The following is a 16592-nucleotide window of genomic DNA, read 5'->3' on the forward strand; positions in this document are numbered from 1 at the left end:
AATTACGAGTCGAGAAGTAAATCATGCGTAAAAAACAACAAAGAAAAATTTATCCACTACGTCATTACATCGATTTTGAGTCTTACGATGACGAACAATCTGAGTACGAAGAAGATTTTGTACTCCATGAACTTGAGGAAAAATACGGACATTGCCTTGAGGACATGACTAAGTTAGAGAGGCTGTTGTTAATTGCGATGATTGCAAATGATTTATATGTTAATCGATGCGCTAAAGGATATGTCCATGAATGGATAAAGATAAAGCTCAATCCCTTTGAAACTATGGGCAAAATTTCACTTCGTCTGGATACAGAAGAAAAAGAATGCTTGCTAGAAGCATTGATTGATGGGATGGAACACGAAAAATAGGAGACAAGGATGTTCTGGGGAGTATGCAGATGAAATGCCCCGTGGGTTTAATTTGCGAATATTTTGATGAGTGCGATCGCGCCTACTGCAATTCTTTAGTAAGGCCCTGGCCATTGCCTTATTGCATTGACTCTGACGGGCAAAGTGAATGTGAGGTGGAGCTACCCGCGTATAACCACACAATAAATAACGTTGAGGATTTGGAGTATTGGGAACGCTACAACGAATGGGTTCAAAGTATACGTAATGAATATTGGCTTGGCGGCTGGTGGGACGCGGTTCTGCTACCTTATCAATCCCATCCAGCCGGAGGCTTGCTGGTCATTAAGCCCTTAAGGCTAAATAATGACATCGACTTTGCTTGTCATTCGGACTTTGCAAACGGATTCAGTAAGTACATCGATTACTGGGAAGCCTTTGAGCCAGCAGTGCCAATTCATGGCTATCAAAAAATATTTGAACGTTTGCCGCCAACTCCACCACCGGAGGCGCTACTTGTAGACAAATACTGCATCGAAAGGCATCGTAATATTCGTGATTACATAATGCTCTACTTCTCCGACTTCATCGGATGGGAATCTAATAACTTTCTAGAATGGGATTAGACAATAAATGACAATAGATAAGAGACTTAAGGAGGCAAACGGACGGCTTAGAAGTTACAAAGTTGGCATCGAAAAAATAGGCACCAGGCTTTATCTAAGAGCAACAATGCCACCCAAGCCAGAATCAACAAAAACCGACTGGTGTCAGCAAAGAGTTAGTATTGCTTCTGCTACTTCAGAAGGAGTAAAGACAGCCGAAAAGGAGGCGAAACTATTAAGATATAGACTTGACTCTAGGGAATTTAACTGGAGCGATTACACTGACTTTGCAGCGATGAAATCAGCCCCAACGATTGGTGAATTAATCGATGAATTTGAAAGAGAGTACTTTCAGCGTCGAGCTAAAAATTACAAGTCAGCTTCTACGTGGAAAGTTGATTATGTATCAGTTTTCAAAACCTTAGACGTTAACAGTCAATTAACATCAGATATTCTGAAGTCGGCTATTTTATCAACTAAACCGGACACAAGAACACGCAAGAGATTCTGCCTAGCCTTGGGTGCATTAGCTAAATTTGCTGGTTTAGATTTTGACCCTAGCCCATATACAGGTGACTACAGCCCCAAAAGCAGAAAAGTTAGAGATTTACCCACAGACGAAACCATTGTTGAGTGGTACTTCAAGATTCAAGACGCTAAATGGCAGTGGGTTTATGGAGTTCTTGCTACCTATGGGCTGAGGAATCATGAAGTATTTTTTCTCGACTTACAAGCACTGAGGAAGGGAAACAAGGTTTTAACCGTGCTTCAGGGCAAAACGGGACGTAGAACTGTCTGGCCCTATCATCCAGAGTGGTTTGACCAGTTCGGGCTACAAAATGTAAAAATTCCCGACATTATTCTTGATCGCCCTAACTCCGACATCGGCGCAACTGTCAGTCAGAGGTTTCGTCGAAATGACAAGTTGCCGTTCAAAGTCTACGATTTGCGCCACTGCTGGGCAATCAGAACCTTGGAGTACAGGATAGACATCTCGTTAGCCGCCCAGCAGATGGGGCATAGCCTGAGTGTCCATAGTAACCTCTATCACACTTGGATTAACGCTCAACATCATCAACGAGCGTTTGATTTGGCAATGAGCAACAGCGATAGACCACTGCCACCAAAAATTTAAGCCTAGACTCCGGTTGTCTGCGATTTTGTACAAAATCCGAAATGTCCAGTCACTTGTTTAGTGCTGGACATTTTGAGCTACGATAAAGTAAACGGTATGTCTCTTAATCTATTGGTTGCGGGTTCAAATCCCTCGTCACCCATGCCTTTCAGCCATCAAGCTAATAGCTTTTGACTAAATCTTGCCTAAATTGAGCAATTATCCCCCCTCAAAGTCTCAGTTTTTAGGCTTATTGAGTGCTGTAGTTTTGGCTAAATTAATAAAAACCTGTGCGATCGCGTTACTCAATTTAAGCCAAGTAGCTACCATTGTATAATTTTGGGTATTGTACAAGGTAACTGTAATTTGACGCGATCGCCATCTTCCCTTAATGGCTTCAGTTTGTCCTAATGTCAAACTAAAACCATGAAATTATTACTCAAATTTACACCATGCCAGCAAAAGACATCTATCATGATGAAGTCAAAAACGCATTGATTAAAGACGGTTGGACTATCACTGCTGATCCTTACTTAATCAAATATGAGGATGCTGAACTATACGCCGACTTAGCAGCAGAGAAACCAATTGCGGCAGAACGTCAAGGACAGAAAATTGTTGTAGAAATCAAGAGCTTTGTAGGTAAATCACTTATGTATGATTTCCACAATGCTTTAGGGCAGTACATTGTCTATCGCAACTTGATTCAACTTACTGAACCAGAATATATACTTTATTTAGCTATTGATGATGTTGTCTATGAGGAATTTTTTCAACGTAAATCTATACAAGCAGTTGTTAATCAAAATCACCTTTTTTTAATCGTCGTAGATACAGAAAAAGAGGAAATTAAACAATGGATAACCTAGATAAATATCGCATTGTTATCAAAAAGATATTAACTGAGTATTACGAATTGGCTAATGCTCAAGTTATCAGCAGTAGGGAAATTGAGGTAAGCGATCGCTTGGCATTGGATGAAGAAAGGGATCAGTATCTTTGGTTTCGGTTTGGCTGGGATAATAAGAAGCTGATACAGCATATTATCATCTATTTGTGCATCAAAGATGGCAAAGTTTGGGTAGAAGCAGACGCAACTGATTTATGCGTTGTTGATGACTTGCTATCAGCAGGAATACCCCCAAGCGATATTGTTTTAGGCTTTCATCATCCAAATAAGCGAGGTTTTACAGAATTTGCCACAGCCTAAGTAAGCAGGGATGATAGGCTATGGCAAATTGCAAAATGTACATCTATGGCACAAAAATGGCTATCGATTATCGGTATCGGTGAGGATGGAATACCAGGGCTAAGTGCGATCGCTCAATCTCTACTCGCTCAAGCTAACATCATTGTGGGCGGCGATCGCCATCTATCAATGTTACCGCCAAACGACCACCGCGAAAAAATCCTCTGGACTTCACCTATCAGTCACTCAGTAGAGGAAATTATCAGTCGTCGCGGTCAAGCTGTATGTGTGTTAGCCAGTGGTGATCCTCTATGTTACGGTATTGGTGTTACCCTGAAGCGACGCATACCCATATCCGAAATCACAATTATCCCTGCGCCTTCATCCTTTAGCCTCGCCTGTGCCAGATTAGGATGGTCTTTAACCGAAGTAGAAACCCTCAGTTTATGCGGTCGTCCCTCGGCTTTGCTGCAATCTTATATATATCCTGGGGCGCGGTTGTTAATTTTGAGCGAAGGTAAAAATACACCCGGAATTGTCGCCGAAATCCTCACACAGCGAGGTTTTGGTCATAGCCAAATAACAGTATTGGAACGGATGGGTGGCATTCATGAAAGAATATTCACAAGCACAGCCGCAGCTTGGCAGGAAACAGAAATTGCAGACTTGAATGCGATCGCCGTCTATTGTCTTGCTGATTCTGGTATTATACCCTTACCCAGAGTACCAGGATTACCAGATAACGCCTATCACCATGATGGACAACTTACCAAACGGGAAGTGAGAGCCGTTACTCTATCAACTTTAGCACCCAGCCCTGGAGAATTACTTTGGGATGTCGGCGCGGGTTGTGGTTCCATCTCCATAGAATGGATGCGGACTCATCAGCGATGTATTGCGATCGCGATCGAACAAAACGCCGCCAGACTACAATACATTGCAGATAACGCCGCCGCATTAGGTACACCCCACCTGAAAATCATCCCAGGTAAAGCACCATCAGCCCTGCAAGATTTACCTACACCCGATGCCATATTTATTGGTGGTGGAGTCACAGCAGAAGGGTTGTTTGACATTTGTTGGCAAAAACTACGTCCAGGGGGAAGATTAGTTGCTAATGTAGTCACTATAGAAGGTGAGCAAACTTTATTTCAATGGTATGAAAAAGTAGGTGGTAGTTTTACCCGTATCGCTATTCAACGAGCCGAACCAATTGGTAAATTTTTAGGCTGGCGGGCGATGGCTCCTGTAACTCAATGGAGCGCATTCAAACATTAATCTACTGCCATGCAGTAAACTTTACAGGACTTACGCAACTGGCACAATGGTAGGGTGCGTCAGATGTGGAAAATTTCTTAATTTATCCGAAATTATTCGGTCTGACGCACAATACAGTTAGTTTAATTATAACACTTGCGTAAGTCCTACTTTACCTGAAAATGTCACACCAGGGCAAAATTATGGCAGCCGAGCAGAGCTTGATTCTTGATATGACGACTGTTTTAGGAACATCTGCACTGGGAGGATATTTTGCCAATCGACTGCGCCAGCCTGTTCTGCTTGGTTACTTAGTCACTGGCTTACTAGTAGGGCCTTACGGCTTCAAGCTATTAAGTGATGTGCCACGTATTCAATCTTTAGCATCTATTGGCGTTGCTTTTTTATTGTTTGCTCTTGGTGTCGAGTTTTCTTTGACAGAATTAAAACGAGTCAAGGATATTGCTATCAAGGGAAGCTTACTACAAATAGGTTTAACTACAGCTTTTGTCGCAGCTTTAACTATTTGGCTGGGTTGGGTTGAGGGAATAACTCAAGGCATTTTTTTAGGTGCAGTCCTCTCCCTTTCTTCCACGGCTGTAGTGTTGAAATCTCTAGCGGAAACAGGCGAAACGAATACAATTCATGGTCAAGTGATGCTGGCAATTTTAATTGCCCAAGATTTGATGTTAGGCTTGATGTTAGCTATTTTACCCGCTTTAAACCAGCCAGAAAGTATTGGTTTAGCTTTAGGTAGTGCTTTATTAAAAGTGTTGATATTTTTAGCCGCCGCCTTTGCCTTTGGACGCTGGATAGTACCAACTTTAATTAGTAAAGTTGCTGCAACTGAGAATACAGAATTATTTATCCTCGCTGTAATTGCCCTATGTTTAGGAGTAGCGTTAGTTACAGCTAAACTTGGGCTTTCCATTGAAATGGGTGCATTTGTCGCTGGGTTAATGGTGTCGGAAATTGACTATGCAGATCATGCTCTAGCAAAAGTCCTTCCCCTCAGAGATACCTTTGCTTGTTTGTTCTTCGCCTCAATTGGGATGCTAATTGATCCTGGTGTCTTAATTCAAAACATTGGCACAATTCTCGGACTAGTGGCTTTAGTCATGTTGGGTAAAGCTGCTATTATTATGCCCATCATTTTGAGGTTTGGTTACTCGCTCAAAACCGCTATCATTACCAGTTTTGGGATTAATCAAATTGGGGAATTTTCCTTTGTTTTAGCTTTGGCAGGTTTGCAACTGAAACTAATTCCCGAAAGTAAATATTTACTCCTATTAGGGACAACAGCAATTACACTTGTCCTCACGCCTGTATGGCTGAAAATATCCCCTCATTTGGCATCTAGACTCTTGCAAATGCCCTTATTTGCCAATTACCTCCGACAATTTGCCGAACCCAAAATGTTATCTATTCCCGAAACCATCACTGGTCATGTTGTGGTTGCAGGTTATGGCAGAGTCGGACAAGTTATTGTGAAAATTTTACAAAATCAAGGTTATGCAATTATAGTAATTGAAAATAGCGAAGCCGCTATTCAAAGATTGAGAATGGAGCAAATTCCCTACATTTTTGGTGATGCTGATTCAGAATTAGTGCTAGAAAAAGTACATCTAGAAACAGCTAAGGCTTTAGCGATCGCTCTCCCTGATCCTGCCAGTTCTAGATTACTACTACAAAGAGCCTTAGCGATCGCCCCAGCACTAGATATCATCGCCCGCTCCCACCACAACAGTGAAATAGACATTTTGACTCAAATGGGTGCAAAGGAAGTCGTACAACCAGAATTTGAAGCCGCACTAGAGTTAAGCGCCCATTTACTAGCAACCTTGGGAGAACCAGAAAATCAAATCCGCACAGTCATCTCCAACATCCGCACCGATAGATACCGCAGTATTAGAGTGAGTCATTAGTCAACTGACCAATGACTAATGACAATTGGTATAGTCATTTAGGGGGATGTCAACAAATCAAGTTGTCATCTAGCTTGGGAAGGTCAAATGATATATGTAGATGTAGCATGATTCAACCCTTAGCTATTTCCATACCTGAACCACAAATTCCCAACCCGGAACCCAACCCCCTACCCAGTCCTGAACCCACACCAGGGCCAAGTATACCGGAGCCTGTACCCGAAACAGTACCGTCTCCTATTCCCCAAACGGTTCCGGGAACCATCCCCCAAACAGTACCAACTACCATTCCCCAAACAATACCGGGGCCTGTATAGGGTTTATTCCCTGAAAATATAGACAGATATTTCAACTATGCACAAATAACCCAGTCAACTGTGTTATAATTGGCATTGTTCAAAAAGCGTTGATCTTTGGAAAAAGGTGTAAGTCCTGATTTGAAACTGCACAGAGTTAGAATTAGCATAACAACCTGTTTCTGTGTGACAGAAAAATCTCTAAATCAAACAAATTAATACATTTCCAAAAGTAGCTAATCAAATAAGAACGAGAAAACAGGTCAAAAGTAGTCGGGAACTTATCTAGGAATATAGATAAAACCTGGTAGAGCGGCTTGTAGTTAGTCCAGTCAGGGTAAAACCTGACAAAGCTCAAAGTAATAGCCAAAGTAATATTTGTCTATGAAATTAGTAACTATAAACTCAAAATCCTACATCAAAAATGCTAAGAGCCGGAATTGTCGGACTTCCTAACGTCGGAAAATCTACTTTATTTAATGCTGTAGTCGCTAATGCTAAAGCAGAAGCGGCTAATTTCCCGTTCTGTACAATTGAACCTAATGTTGGTGTTGTTGCAGTCCCGGATGAGCGGTTAAATGTGCTTTCGCAAATTGCCAGTTCGGCACAAATTATTCCCGCAAGAGTTGAGTTTGTGGATATTGCCGGCTTAGTGAAAGGCGCAAGCCAAGGTGAAGGATTAGGTAATCAATTTTTATCTCATATTCGAGAAGTTGATGCGATCGTTCATGTGGTACGTTGTTTTGAGAATGATGATATCATTCACGTTGCTGGTTCCGTTGACCCAGTGCGAGATATCGAAATCATCAGCCTAGAACTAGGTCTATCAGATTTAGCCCAAATTGAACGCCGCATTGAGCGCACCCGGAAACAAGCACGCACCAGCAAAGATGCACAATTTGAGGTCACAGTATTAGAAAAGTTAGCTGCGGCTTTAAATGAAGGTAAATCAGCGCGTCAAGTCAGCTTAACCGAAGAAGAAGCAGCCATCATTCAAGGACTGGGACTATTAACAAATAAGCCGATTATTTACGCGGCTAATGTCTCTGAAGATGACCTAGCAACCGGGAATGAATTTGTCGAAAGAGTCCGCCAAGTTGCAGCCCAAGAAAATGCTCAAGTTGTAGTTGTTTCTGCTCAAGTAGAAGCAGAATTAGTGGAACTTCCAGAAGAGGATAAAGCTGATTTTCTGGAATCTTTAGGTGTAAAAGAAGGCGGATTAAAATCCTTAATTCGTGCCACCTACACCTTACTGGGATTGCGGACATATTTTACCAGTGGCCCCAAAGAAACCCGCGCTTGGACAATTCATGCAGGGATGTCCGCACCCCAAGCCGCAGGTGTAATTCACTCCGATTTTGAGCGAGGATTTATTCGTGCGGAAACCGTTGCTTACGATGATTTAGTAGCAACTGGTTCTCTCAATGCTGCGAAGGAAAAAGGCTTGGTTCGCAGTGAAGGAAAAGAGTACATCGTGCAAGAAGGCGATGTCATGTTATTCCGATTTAACGTTTAATTTTCCAGACGCGAAGCATCGCGTCTTTACAAAAAATTATCGCCCAACATATAAACGTAGGCTCCAAAGTTTTCATCATCTGTGCCTGCAACTATACCACCATCTGCGCCAGGAATCAACTCTATCCCTTCAACTTTATGGTAGTTAAAACGGTAGAGGGGAACTAGTTGAGAATTTTGTCGCCAAACAATTTTATTATTACTAAACCGCAACAGTAGTATTTAAAGTAATTTAGTTCTACAATACTATTGACAATTTTTTCTATTAATCTTAACATGATATTCTCATTTGGCATCGAACATGAAGTCGCTTTCCTCGATCAAGAAGGGAAGTTTGCTGATTTTACCTCGACAAAATTTGCAGACTTTAACCAAATTGTAGAAAAATTACCCATATACCCTAATGACCATCTACAATTACACGTAGGCGATGCAGGTATTAGGAAAAAGCGCTGGTATATTGAGGGTTTTGAAAGATTCGCCGATTCAGATGAAGTAATTGATTGTCTGTCAAAGGGGATAGAAATTAGAACCACTATCCACTCTGATATTCAAAGCGCTATCCAAGAATTATCAGATAGCTTTAATTTACTGTGCAATGTTGCGGCTGAATTTGGTTTCTCACCCGTTTTAACTAGTTTTCATCCTTACAGAACCAACTTTGTACCCCATCCGCCATTAAATGAATATGAGCTGCAACAATTGCAAGCTTATCCCGATGAGCTAACAGCTAACATTTACATGGTGTCATACGGGCCTGACTTAAATCTTTCCGTGGCTGATTTACCAATTGAGCGTGTAATTGATATCGGTAAAAAGTTAACCTATTACAGTCCTTATATTGTACCTTTTAGTTACAGTTCGCCTTTTTATGATGGTCAGTTATGGAATGGTTTATCAGTTAGAACATTTATTAGAACGGGAAAAAGACCTGCTACTTTAGTATTTGTTCAGGATAAAGAACAATTAGTTAATATTGTACCATCATTAACCAAAGTTGCCCGCCTACCTGCGGAAATCGGTCGGATAGAGTTTAAAGCTTTTGATAGTTGTGATGACTTCTCTATTTATGCAGGGTTACTAGCATTATTAAAAGGTTTAGTGATAGATGAAACTTTGCCAGGGAGAGCAATTACTCCTGACGCGAATTTGCATCAATGGTCAGCAAAGTTTGGCTTTGATGCAGAAGATATATTAACAAATGCGACAACAATTTTACAAGCGGCTGAAGCTGCATTGAAAGACGACCCAGATGTTAATTTATTAGCGCCATTGAAAGAGATGTTAGCGACGAGGAGAACTACATCTCATATATTAATAGAATTATTTAAGCGTGTAGGTTCCATAGAAGCAGCGTTGAATTTTACTTATAATAGGGGACAGGTGAGTCCAGTCCTGTAGGCGGGTTTCCCGCCGCAGGGAACTGGCGAACCCGGAGGGTGATAGGGGACAGGTGAGACAGCGCTGTAGGAGGGTTTCCCTCCGTAGGCGACTGCGTTCGCCCTTGGCGTGCCGGAGGCATACCCAAAGGGTAACAGGTGCAGAATTACTATAAAGATTTTGTGATTCTTCAATGTCCTAACCTATGTGGCTACTGCTATATTTGTAGGGTGGGCATTGCCCACCAATAAGCTATATTACCTCTTGCATAAGCAGTTTTTATGGGCAAGCCAGTTGCTTTAAGCCTAATCCACAAAATCAGGTCTAGCGCGTTGTGTTGCTTGTAGCTTAGTTTCCAAAACCGGCCAATTTTCCTGTGCAATTAAATCAATTAACTCATCCAGATTACGCCGATATTGTTGCAACGAACCCAACAAAGCTTGACGATTGTATTGTGCCATCATCACCCCTAACTCTGGATTACCGCCACCTACCCGACTAGTATCTCGAAAACCTGAACTAGCTAGATTTTGAGCTAATTGTAAAACTTCAGGATCATTTTCACTCATACAGGCGGCAATTAATGCAGAACTTACCATTACAGGAAGGTGAGAAATCCAACTCACCGCCAGGTCATGCTGTTCGGGCTGACAATAATAGAGATTAGCACCAAGCGATCGCACAATTTCCTCCACAACTGCGATCGCTCTTTTGGGGGTTGTCGCCTCTGGTGTTAATACATAAGGTCTACCCACATATAAATCTTTTTGAGCAGATTCTATCCCACTGTCTGCTTTCCCCGCCATTGGATGACCGCCCACAAAATTTTCCCACAGGGGAGAAATCGCTGCAACTATCGGTGCTTTCACTGAACCAACATCAGTCACCACCGTAGAAGGCGACAGATGATTAATCAACTGCTTGACTTGGGGAACAATAAGACCGATGGGTGTACATATAAATACCACCTCAGCGCCTGTTAACAACTTGATGTTTACAGAGGCTTCATCAACACTACCTAAAGCTACGGCTGTGTCACAAGTAGATTGCTTGCGGCTAACCCCTAACACATGATGACCTTGCGATCGCAAATCATAACCCAATGAACCACCAATTAAGCCTAGACCTAAAATTCCAATTTGCATTTTTGTCATTAGTCATTAGTCATTAGTCATTAGTCATTAGTCAATGGTCATTAGTCAATAGTTATTACGAATTAAATTTATGATGAATGTAGAGGAATTGTTAGCAAAATATGCAAATGGGGTAATTAATTTTATTGGTGTTGACCTGTCGGAAGCGAATTTGAGTGGTGTCAAACTCTGTGGTGTGAATTTTAGTCAAGCTAATTTGAGTGTAATTAACCTGAGTGGAGCAAACTTGAGTGACGCTAACTTCAGCCATGCCAAATTAAATGTAGCTAGACTGAGCGGTGCAAACCTGACAAACGCTATTTTCAATCATTCTAGCCTCAATGTTGCTAATTTAATTCGGGCTGACCTCAGTCGCGCTCAGTTGCGAGGGGCTTCCCTGGTGCGTGCTGAGTTGCTGCGTGCTGAACTGAGTCGGGCTGATTTGTCTGAGGCGAACCTAGAGGGTGCTGATTTGCGGGAAGCCACACTCCGCCATACCAATCTTCGCCGCGCCAATTTGAACAGCGTAATTCTCAGGGGTGCTTCAGTTATCAGTGCGAACTTGAAAATGGCTCATCTCAATGGGGCTGATTTAAGTCGTGCTGATTTAACTAGCGCCAACTTGCGAGATGCTGAACTCAAACAGGTCAATCTTTTCCAGGCTAACCTGAGTGGTGCAGATTTGAGTGGTGCTAACTTGCGTTGGGCTGATTTAAGCGGTGCAAATCTCAGTTGGGCTGATTTAAGTGGTGCAAAATTGAGTGGTGCTAATTTAGTTGGCGCAGACTTGAGTAATGCTAATTTAACCAATGCCAGTTTAGTCCATGCTAATTTAATGCAGGCAAAATTAATTAAAATTGAATGGGTGGGTGCTGACCTTACCAGCGCCGATTTAACTGGTGCTAAACTTTACTCAACCTCAAGATTTGGGTTAAAAACCGAGGGTTTGGTATGTCAGTGGATTGACTTAAGCCCAACAGGCGATCGCACCATGATCCAAAAATTTGACACAGAAGATCCACGGGACTTTTTTAACGAAACCCCGCCAACCATCCAAATCATCGTTGATGCAGCCTTAGAACCAGAAGCCAACTTTGCCTTAGCTGGCGCTTATTACCACATCGCCCAAGAATATAAATTATTGCCACAACCCCCCAGCATGGAAATTGGTCGCCGTCGCACTGTATTTACATTCCGCGTAGAAAACGATGCGGCTTTATTACCTACAGCCTGTATAGCAATACTACCCTTTCAAGATGCTAGCAATACCCAAAAAAATATTCATGCAGTTTTGGCGATGATAGAAAAAGAAAATCTATCCACCTCCAGCATAAAAACAGCCCAACGGGTGAAGCAATTGTCCACAGCGATCGCGCAAACTATAATTCAGGCAAACACCATTAGAAAAATCAAGAAAAACCTACACTTAGCAGCTAAAATCAAATTTTTTCAAACCCCAACCCAAACCATGTTAACCAATTCCAGCGCTCAAACTCTCATCGTCTATGAAAACACCAACTTTGGTAAACGATTTATTAACGCCTCAGATACTATTTTAGCAGATGTATATACTGAATCCACTACAAATACCCTACCCCCATTAAATACACTTATAGATTTTGTCAACAGTTTCCACTATGTGAATGAATAGTAGAAGGGATGAGGATAAGGGAGATGAGGGAGATGAGGGAGATGAGGGAGATGAGGAAGATGAGGAAGAAATTATTAACTTTCCCCCTTCCCCCTTCCCCCTTCCCCTTCCCCTTTCCCCTTCCCCCTTCCCCCTTCCCCTTTCCCCAGTCCCCAGTCCCCAATCCCTATCAAAGGAGGAAGCTTGATGTTTAATAAAATGATGGGTCGGACTCGTTATGTAGTAGCTCGCTTATTTCTGCACTTGAGCGGGTCTGATGTAGCGCCCATTTTGGGAGAATTAAACCGAATTGCCAGAGATGCGATCGATGCAGAAGGCGATATAGAGGCATTAGGGGAAGGATTGGTAGAACTTAGCGAAACCTTACTACGCTATGATGAATATTGGACTTCTGCTGCTAATGAAGGCGATGTATTTTGGAACGAAGGCGAAGCAGGAGATTACGTCAACGATTTATTTAGTGATTCTGCTGCCAGATATGGCGCTGATTTAGAGTTGGATAGCGATGATTTCGATCAGCCCCTGTCTTTACCTGCAACCCGCAACATCATCATCATGATTACAGTTGCTTATGAAGGTGAAGTTCCAGAATTAGAGACAGATTTGGCGAATATTCAAGCCTTAAAGGAAGGATTAAAAGCCTTAATTAATTTACATTACAAACACAAACTCAGAGCTATACAAGTGCATTTCTCACCAGCTAGGTTAGGGGATGAACTGACTAACGATCAGCTATTGCAATATTATCCAGAGTTGATACCTTTATAACTTGTGGGGTTGTCCGTACCTACGACCCATCAGAGAACTTGTTAAGCTCGAAAATAAGATGACAATGCCATGCTCATGACCATACTAAGAAAATTTACAGTGATTGTTTTAGCAGTCAGTTTGTGCTTGACAACCGTAGCCTGTGGAGGAGGAGAACAAACCACCTCCACAAATGGCACTGTGAGACAAACTTCTGCTACTACCAAACTCAATGACGGTCAGTATCAAGTACAACAAGCTACTTATGATGATGCCACCGGGGAATACACCTTATTTTTGCTCAATAGTACGCCCCCGACTTTTTCCACCGAGAATTTACAAATGGCAAGGCTGACCGATGAAGAAATCAAAGAAGGTAAAAAAAGTTACCTGAAAGTAGAAAATGGACAGCCAGCTTTTTACTTAACCGAAGATTTTAAGATTGAATACGTCCACAACGTCACCGAAAATAAAACTAATCCTCAAACTGGACAACAAGAAACAGTTGTAGTTCGCCGGGAAAATAGCTTCTGGACACCTTTTGCTGGTTCTCTTGTTGGTAGCATTGCGGGTCAAGCAATTGGTAATGCTTTGTTTAGACCCCAGTATTACGTTCCCCCTGCCTATCAACAAGGTGGTTTTAGCGGCTTTGGTGGCTATGGTAATACCTACGACCAAGCCGTATCTAGCTACCGCAGTCGTTACAACGCACCACCCGCAGCCGTGAGAAATCGCACAGCTTTTCGGACTACCGGCACAATTAGAAGGTATCCTAATAGCAATCCCAGCGTCCGCCGCACCGCACCAAGCACTACCACCAACCGTCCTTCTGGTTCTGGTTTTGGCGGTAGCACCCTAAGACCTTCTGGCAACTCCAGCACCACCAGACGCAGCCCTAGCGGTAGTAGTTTTGGTAGTGGACGCGCTCCCGCCCGTCGTTCTACTGGCTTTGGTAGCAGACGACGGTAAATAGTGGACAGTGGACAGTGGACAGTGGAAATTACCTATCACCTGTCACCTGTCACCTGTCACCTATCAACTGTCAACTGTCAACTGATAAAGTGGAAGTGTAATTATAAACTCAGTCCCCTTTCCTGGTGCAGAGATACACTGTATTTGTCCTTGATGATTTGTGACGACGATTTGATAACTAATTGATAATCCCATGCCTGTGCCTTTACCTACAGGCTTGGTGGTAAAGAAGGGGTCAAATAGCCGACTACGAACTTGTTCTGTCATTCCCGGCCCGTTGTCAGCAATGCGGATGATGACTTGATTGTCGGTAGTAAGTTCAGTCCGAATTACTATTTGGGGATTTTTAGTTTTTTGACTATCGATAACTGACTCCTCCAAAGCATCGATCGCATTAGTCAGTAAATTCATAAATACTTGATTGATTTGTCCGGCATTACACAATATCTTTGGTAGGTTGCCGTACTCTTTCATTACCTCAATTCTCTCAGAATCGTTTCGAGGTTTGAGGCGATGTTGTAATAATAGTAATGTATTATCGATGCCTTCGTGAATATCTGTCGGCTTCATGCCTTCTTCGTCTAGGCGCGAGAAATTACGTAAAGATAGGACTATCTGCTGAATACGTTCTGTGCCTATGTCCATCGAGTTGAGAATTTTGGGTAAATCTTCGGCGATAAAGTCTAAATCTATCTGAGCAATTTGTTGCTGAATTTCTGGTACTGATGGGTAGTAGTGCTGTCGATATAGTTCTATTAAATACAGCAAATCTCCCACATATTCACGGGTATAGATGAGATTACCGTGGATGAAATTGACGGGATTATTAATTTCATGGGCAATACCCGCGACTAATTGTCCCAGGCTGGACATTTTTTCAGTTTGAATGAGTTGCGTCTGGGTTTGTTGCAGTTCTAATAAAGCGACTTCTAGCTGCTGTGCTTTTTCTTGGGCGATTTGGGCAGCAATACGATACTTGGCTTCAGATTTTCGCAATTCTTCTTCTGTGTGCTTGCGCTTAATACCAATAGCGATTTCATTGGCTGTAATACTCAAAGCCTCTAAAGTAGATTCATTGAGGACTTGGCGAGAAAACATGGCCAGTACGCCTAATGTTTCTCCTTCTACAATTAAGGGATAGCCAGCAAAGGCTATCATTCCCTCTTGTTTTGCCCATTCTTTATTCCCCACACGGGGATCTGTTTGTACAGAATTGGTGATGTGGGGTTGACCTTCTTCGGCGATTAACCCAATTTTGAATTTCCCCACGGGTACAAATCTATGAGGCCCGTCAATATGGGTATACATCCCGGAACTAACTTGCAATTCTAGGACGTTATCTTGTTTATTGAGAGTCCAGATCCGGGCAAAGGCTGCATTTAGATGTTTGACCATAGCCTGGGTACAGCCCTGCATTAAATTCTCTAAAGTATAACTTTGCCAGAGAATTGAATCAACTTCAGAGCGGAAATCTGCCAATTTGACTCTCTGGGCTAGTTCTGCTTCTGTACGTTTACGGTCTGTGATATCGTAAGCAATACCAACAAAGTATAAGACATTGCCCTTCTCATCTTTAATGGCAGATGCGCTACTTGTATGCCAGCGCCAGCTACCATCTTTGTGTTTTGTGCGGTATTCAAGGGGATTTTGCCTCTGTCCGGTTTTGACAACTGTTGATAGATAATCTGTACACAGTGGCACATCATCAGGATGAACAAAGGGAACAAAAGATTTACCTTCTACTTCTGCTATTTCATGCCCTAATATCTCAGTCCAATTAGGGGAAACATAGGAAAAAATGCCATCAGGTGTTAAGCCGAAAATAATATTGTTGGCATTTTCGACAATTTGCTGGAATTTATGCTCACTTTCTAAAAGTGGTGTTTCTCTAACTGGGGTAATATCACGAATTAATATTATAACTTCTTGTGCTACAGATAATAGTCTGGCTGCGTATTTTTGTTTGCCTGCGGGAGTAGTATGAGTATATTCAAAATTTACTGGGGATTCGGTTTGTAGGGCTTGGGCGATCGCCTGCTGAATTTTGTCTGTTGCCTGTGGTGGTAATAATTCCCAAATATACTGGCCGACAATGATTTCTGGAGGATTATATAAGTTATGTATTGTCTCTAATTTGTAATCTAAAATTATGCCTTGAGCGTCTAGCCGGAAGTAATTGTTGGCTATCAATGGCAAAATAGCAGCCGATTCTAACATTTTTGGCGATCGCTGCTGTTTATGAGATTTTTTTGCTTTTAAGTTGTGGGGTGTTATCACTTTCTTGAACAAGGGGAAAGTAGCGAGGGTGAAAAGAAAGTTTTTTTTGCTTGTAAGCTCCTCCTCTAATTTACTTTTTAAATGTTCTTTACAAAATCTTTACTAGATTGATATATTTATCGGAGTTTTGATATTCTCAAATATAAATGTATTTGATTAAATAAAATATTGGGGTAAACAC

General features: G+C 42.0%; 18 protein-coding genes. 14 read left to right on the plus strand and 4 right to left on the minus strand.

Annotated elements, in window-relative coordinates; translation table 11 throughout:
• Positions 1–23: 23 nt before the first annotated feature.
• The 3 genes from H6G83_RS22990 to H6G83_RS23000 all read left to right on the plus strand — a co-directional run bounded on the left by H6G83_RS22990 (position 24) and on the right by H6G83_RS23000 (position 2090).
• Complete coding sequence (locus H6G83_RS22990) at positions 24–371, plus strand: hypothetical protein (protein WP_190476292.1); 348 nt, start codon at positions 24–26, stop codon at positions 369–371.
• Between the two features lie 29 nt (positions 372–400).
• Positions 401–976 (plus strand): hypothetical protein, encoded by a 576-nt coding sequence (locus tag H6G83_RS22995; protein WP_190476293.1) that lies wholly within the window; start codon positions 401–403, stop codon positions 974–976.
• 106 nt (positions 977–1082) lie between these two features.
• Positions 1083–2090 (plus strand): site-specific integrase, encoded by a 1008-nt coding sequence (locus H6G83_RS23000; protein WP_242044758.1) that lies wholly within the window; start codon positions 1083–1085, stop codon positions 2088–2090.
• 216 nt (positions 2091–2306) lie between these two features.
• Here the strand turns inward: H6G83_RS23000 and H6G83_RS23005 are convergent, their stop codons facing one another.
• Entirely contained in the window at positions 2307–2486 is a 180-nt protein-coding gene (locus tag H6G83_RS23005; RefSeq protein WP_190476295.1) for a hypothetical protein, read from the minus strand.
• Between the two features lie 35 nt (positions 2487–2521).
• Between H6G83_RS23005 and H6G83_RS23010 the strand changes: the two genes are divergently transcribed.
• The 6 genes from H6G83_RS23010 (at position 2522) to ychF (ending at position 8252) form a co-directional block, all read left to right on the plus strand.
• Positions 2522–2938, plus strand: a complete 417-nt coding sequence (locus H6G83_RS23010; RefSeq protein ID WP_190476296.1) for a XisH family protein — start codon at positions 2522–2524, stop codon at positions 2936–2938.
• Entirely contained in the window at positions 2926–3279 is a 354-nt protein-coding gene (locus tag H6G83_RS23015) for a XisI protein (protein WP_190476297.1), read from the plus strand. The genes H6G83_RS23010 and H6G83_RS23015 overlap by 13 nt, the downstream gene beginning before the upstream one ends.
• A 45-nt stretch (positions 3280–3324) precedes the next feature.
• Entirely contained in the window at positions 3325–4536 is a 1212-nt protein-coding gene (gene cbiE, locus H6G83_RS23020) for a precorrin-6y C5,15-methyltransferase (decarboxylating) subunit CbiE (protein WP_190476298.1), read from the plus strand.
• 182 nt (positions 4537–4718) lie between these two features.
• Positions 4719–6440 (plus strand): cation:proton antiporter, encoded by a 1722-nt coding sequence (locus H6G83_RS23025; protein ID WP_190476299.1) that lies wholly within the window; start codon positions 4719–4721, stop codon positions 6438–6440.
• A gap of 107 nt (positions 6441–6547) precedes the next feature.
• Entirely contained in the window at positions 6548–6757 is a 210-nt protein-coding gene (locus H6G83_RS23030; RefSeq protein WP_190476328.1) for a hypothetical protein, read from the plus strand.
• Between the two features lie 403 nt (positions 6758–7160).
• Positions 7161–8252 carry a redox-regulated ATPase YchF gene (gene ychF / locus H6G83_RS23035; protein WP_190476300.1) on the plus strand — a complete coding sequence of 364 codons (1092 nt, stop codon included), beginning with the start codon at positions 7161–7163 and terminating at the stop codon, positions 8250–8252.
• Between the two features lie 26 nt (positions 8253–8278).
• On the opposite strand, the gene H6G83_RS23040 is transcribed toward ychF, so the two are convergent.
• Positions 8279–8464, minus strand: coding sequence for a hypothetical protein (locus tag H6G83_RS23040; protein ID WP_190476333.1), 186 nt, complete (start codon positions 8462–8464; stop codon positions 8279–8281).
• A gap of 63 nt (positions 8465–8527) precedes the next feature.
• Here H6G83_RS23040 and H6G83_RS23045 point away from each other — a divergent pair, with 63 nt between their 5' ends.
• Entirely contained in the window at positions 8528–9652 is a 1125-nt protein-coding gene (locus tag H6G83_RS23045) for a glutamate--cysteine ligase (protein ID WP_190476301.1), read from the plus strand.
• Positions 9653–9936: 284 nt separating this feature from the next.
• Here H6G83_RS23045 and H6G83_RS23050 read toward each other — a convergent pair whose 3' ends face one another.
• On the minus strand, positions 9937–10776 hold the full coding sequence (locus H6G83_RS23050; protein WP_190476329.1) for a prephenate/arogenate dehydrogenase: 840 nt from the start codon (positions 10774–10776) through the stop codon (positions 9937–9939).
• 82 nt (positions 10777–10858) lie between these two features.
• On the opposite strand from H6G83_RS23050, the gene H6G83_RS23055 reads away from it, so the two are divergent.
• The 4 genes from H6G83_RS23055 (at position 10859) to H6G83_RS23070 (ending at position 14131) form a co-directional block, all read left to right on the plus strand.
• The gene (locus tag H6G83_RS23055) at positions 10859–12415 is read left to right on the plus strand and encodes a pentapeptide repeat-containing protein (RefSeq protein ID WP_190476330.1); all 1557 of its coding nucleotides are present in this window, start codon (positions 10859–10861) and stop codon (positions 12413–12415) included.
• Positions 12408–12602, plus strand: a complete 195-nt coding sequence (locus H6G83_RS23060) for a histidine kinase (protein WP_190476302.1) — start codon at positions 12408–12410, stop codon at positions 12600–12602. The genes H6G83_RS23055 and H6G83_RS23060 overlap by 8 nt, the downstream gene beginning before the upstream one ends.
• Positions 12602–13183 carry a DUF1517 domain-containing protein gene (locus H6G83_RS23065; protein ID WP_190476303.1) on the plus strand — a complete coding sequence of 194 codons (582 nt, stop codon included), beginning with the start codon at positions 12602–12604 and terminating at the stop codon, positions 13181–13183. The genes H6G83_RS23060 and H6G83_RS23065 overlap by 1 nt, the downstream gene beginning before the upstream one ends.
• Before the next feature lie 69 nt (positions 13184–13252).
• Complete coding sequence (locus tag H6G83_RS23070; protein ID WP_190476304.1) at positions 13253–14131, plus strand: hypothetical protein; 879 nt, start codon at positions 13253–13255, stop codon at positions 14129–14131.
• Positions 14132–14197: 66 nt separating this feature from the next.
• Here the strand turns inward: H6G83_RS23070 and H6G83_RS23075 are convergent, their stop codons facing one another.
• A complete protein-coding gene (locus H6G83_RS23075) occupies positions 14198–16351 on the minus strand; it encodes a PAS domain S-box protein (protein WP_190476331.1) in 2154 nt (717 codons plus the stop codon).
• Positions 16352–16592: the final 241 nt, after the last annotated feature.

It is taken from the genome of Anabaena azotica FACHB-119 (assembly GCF_014697625.1).
Lineage (GTDB): Bacteria > Cyanobacteriota > Cyanobacteriia > Cyanobacteriales > Nostocaceae > Trichormus > Trichormus azoticus_A.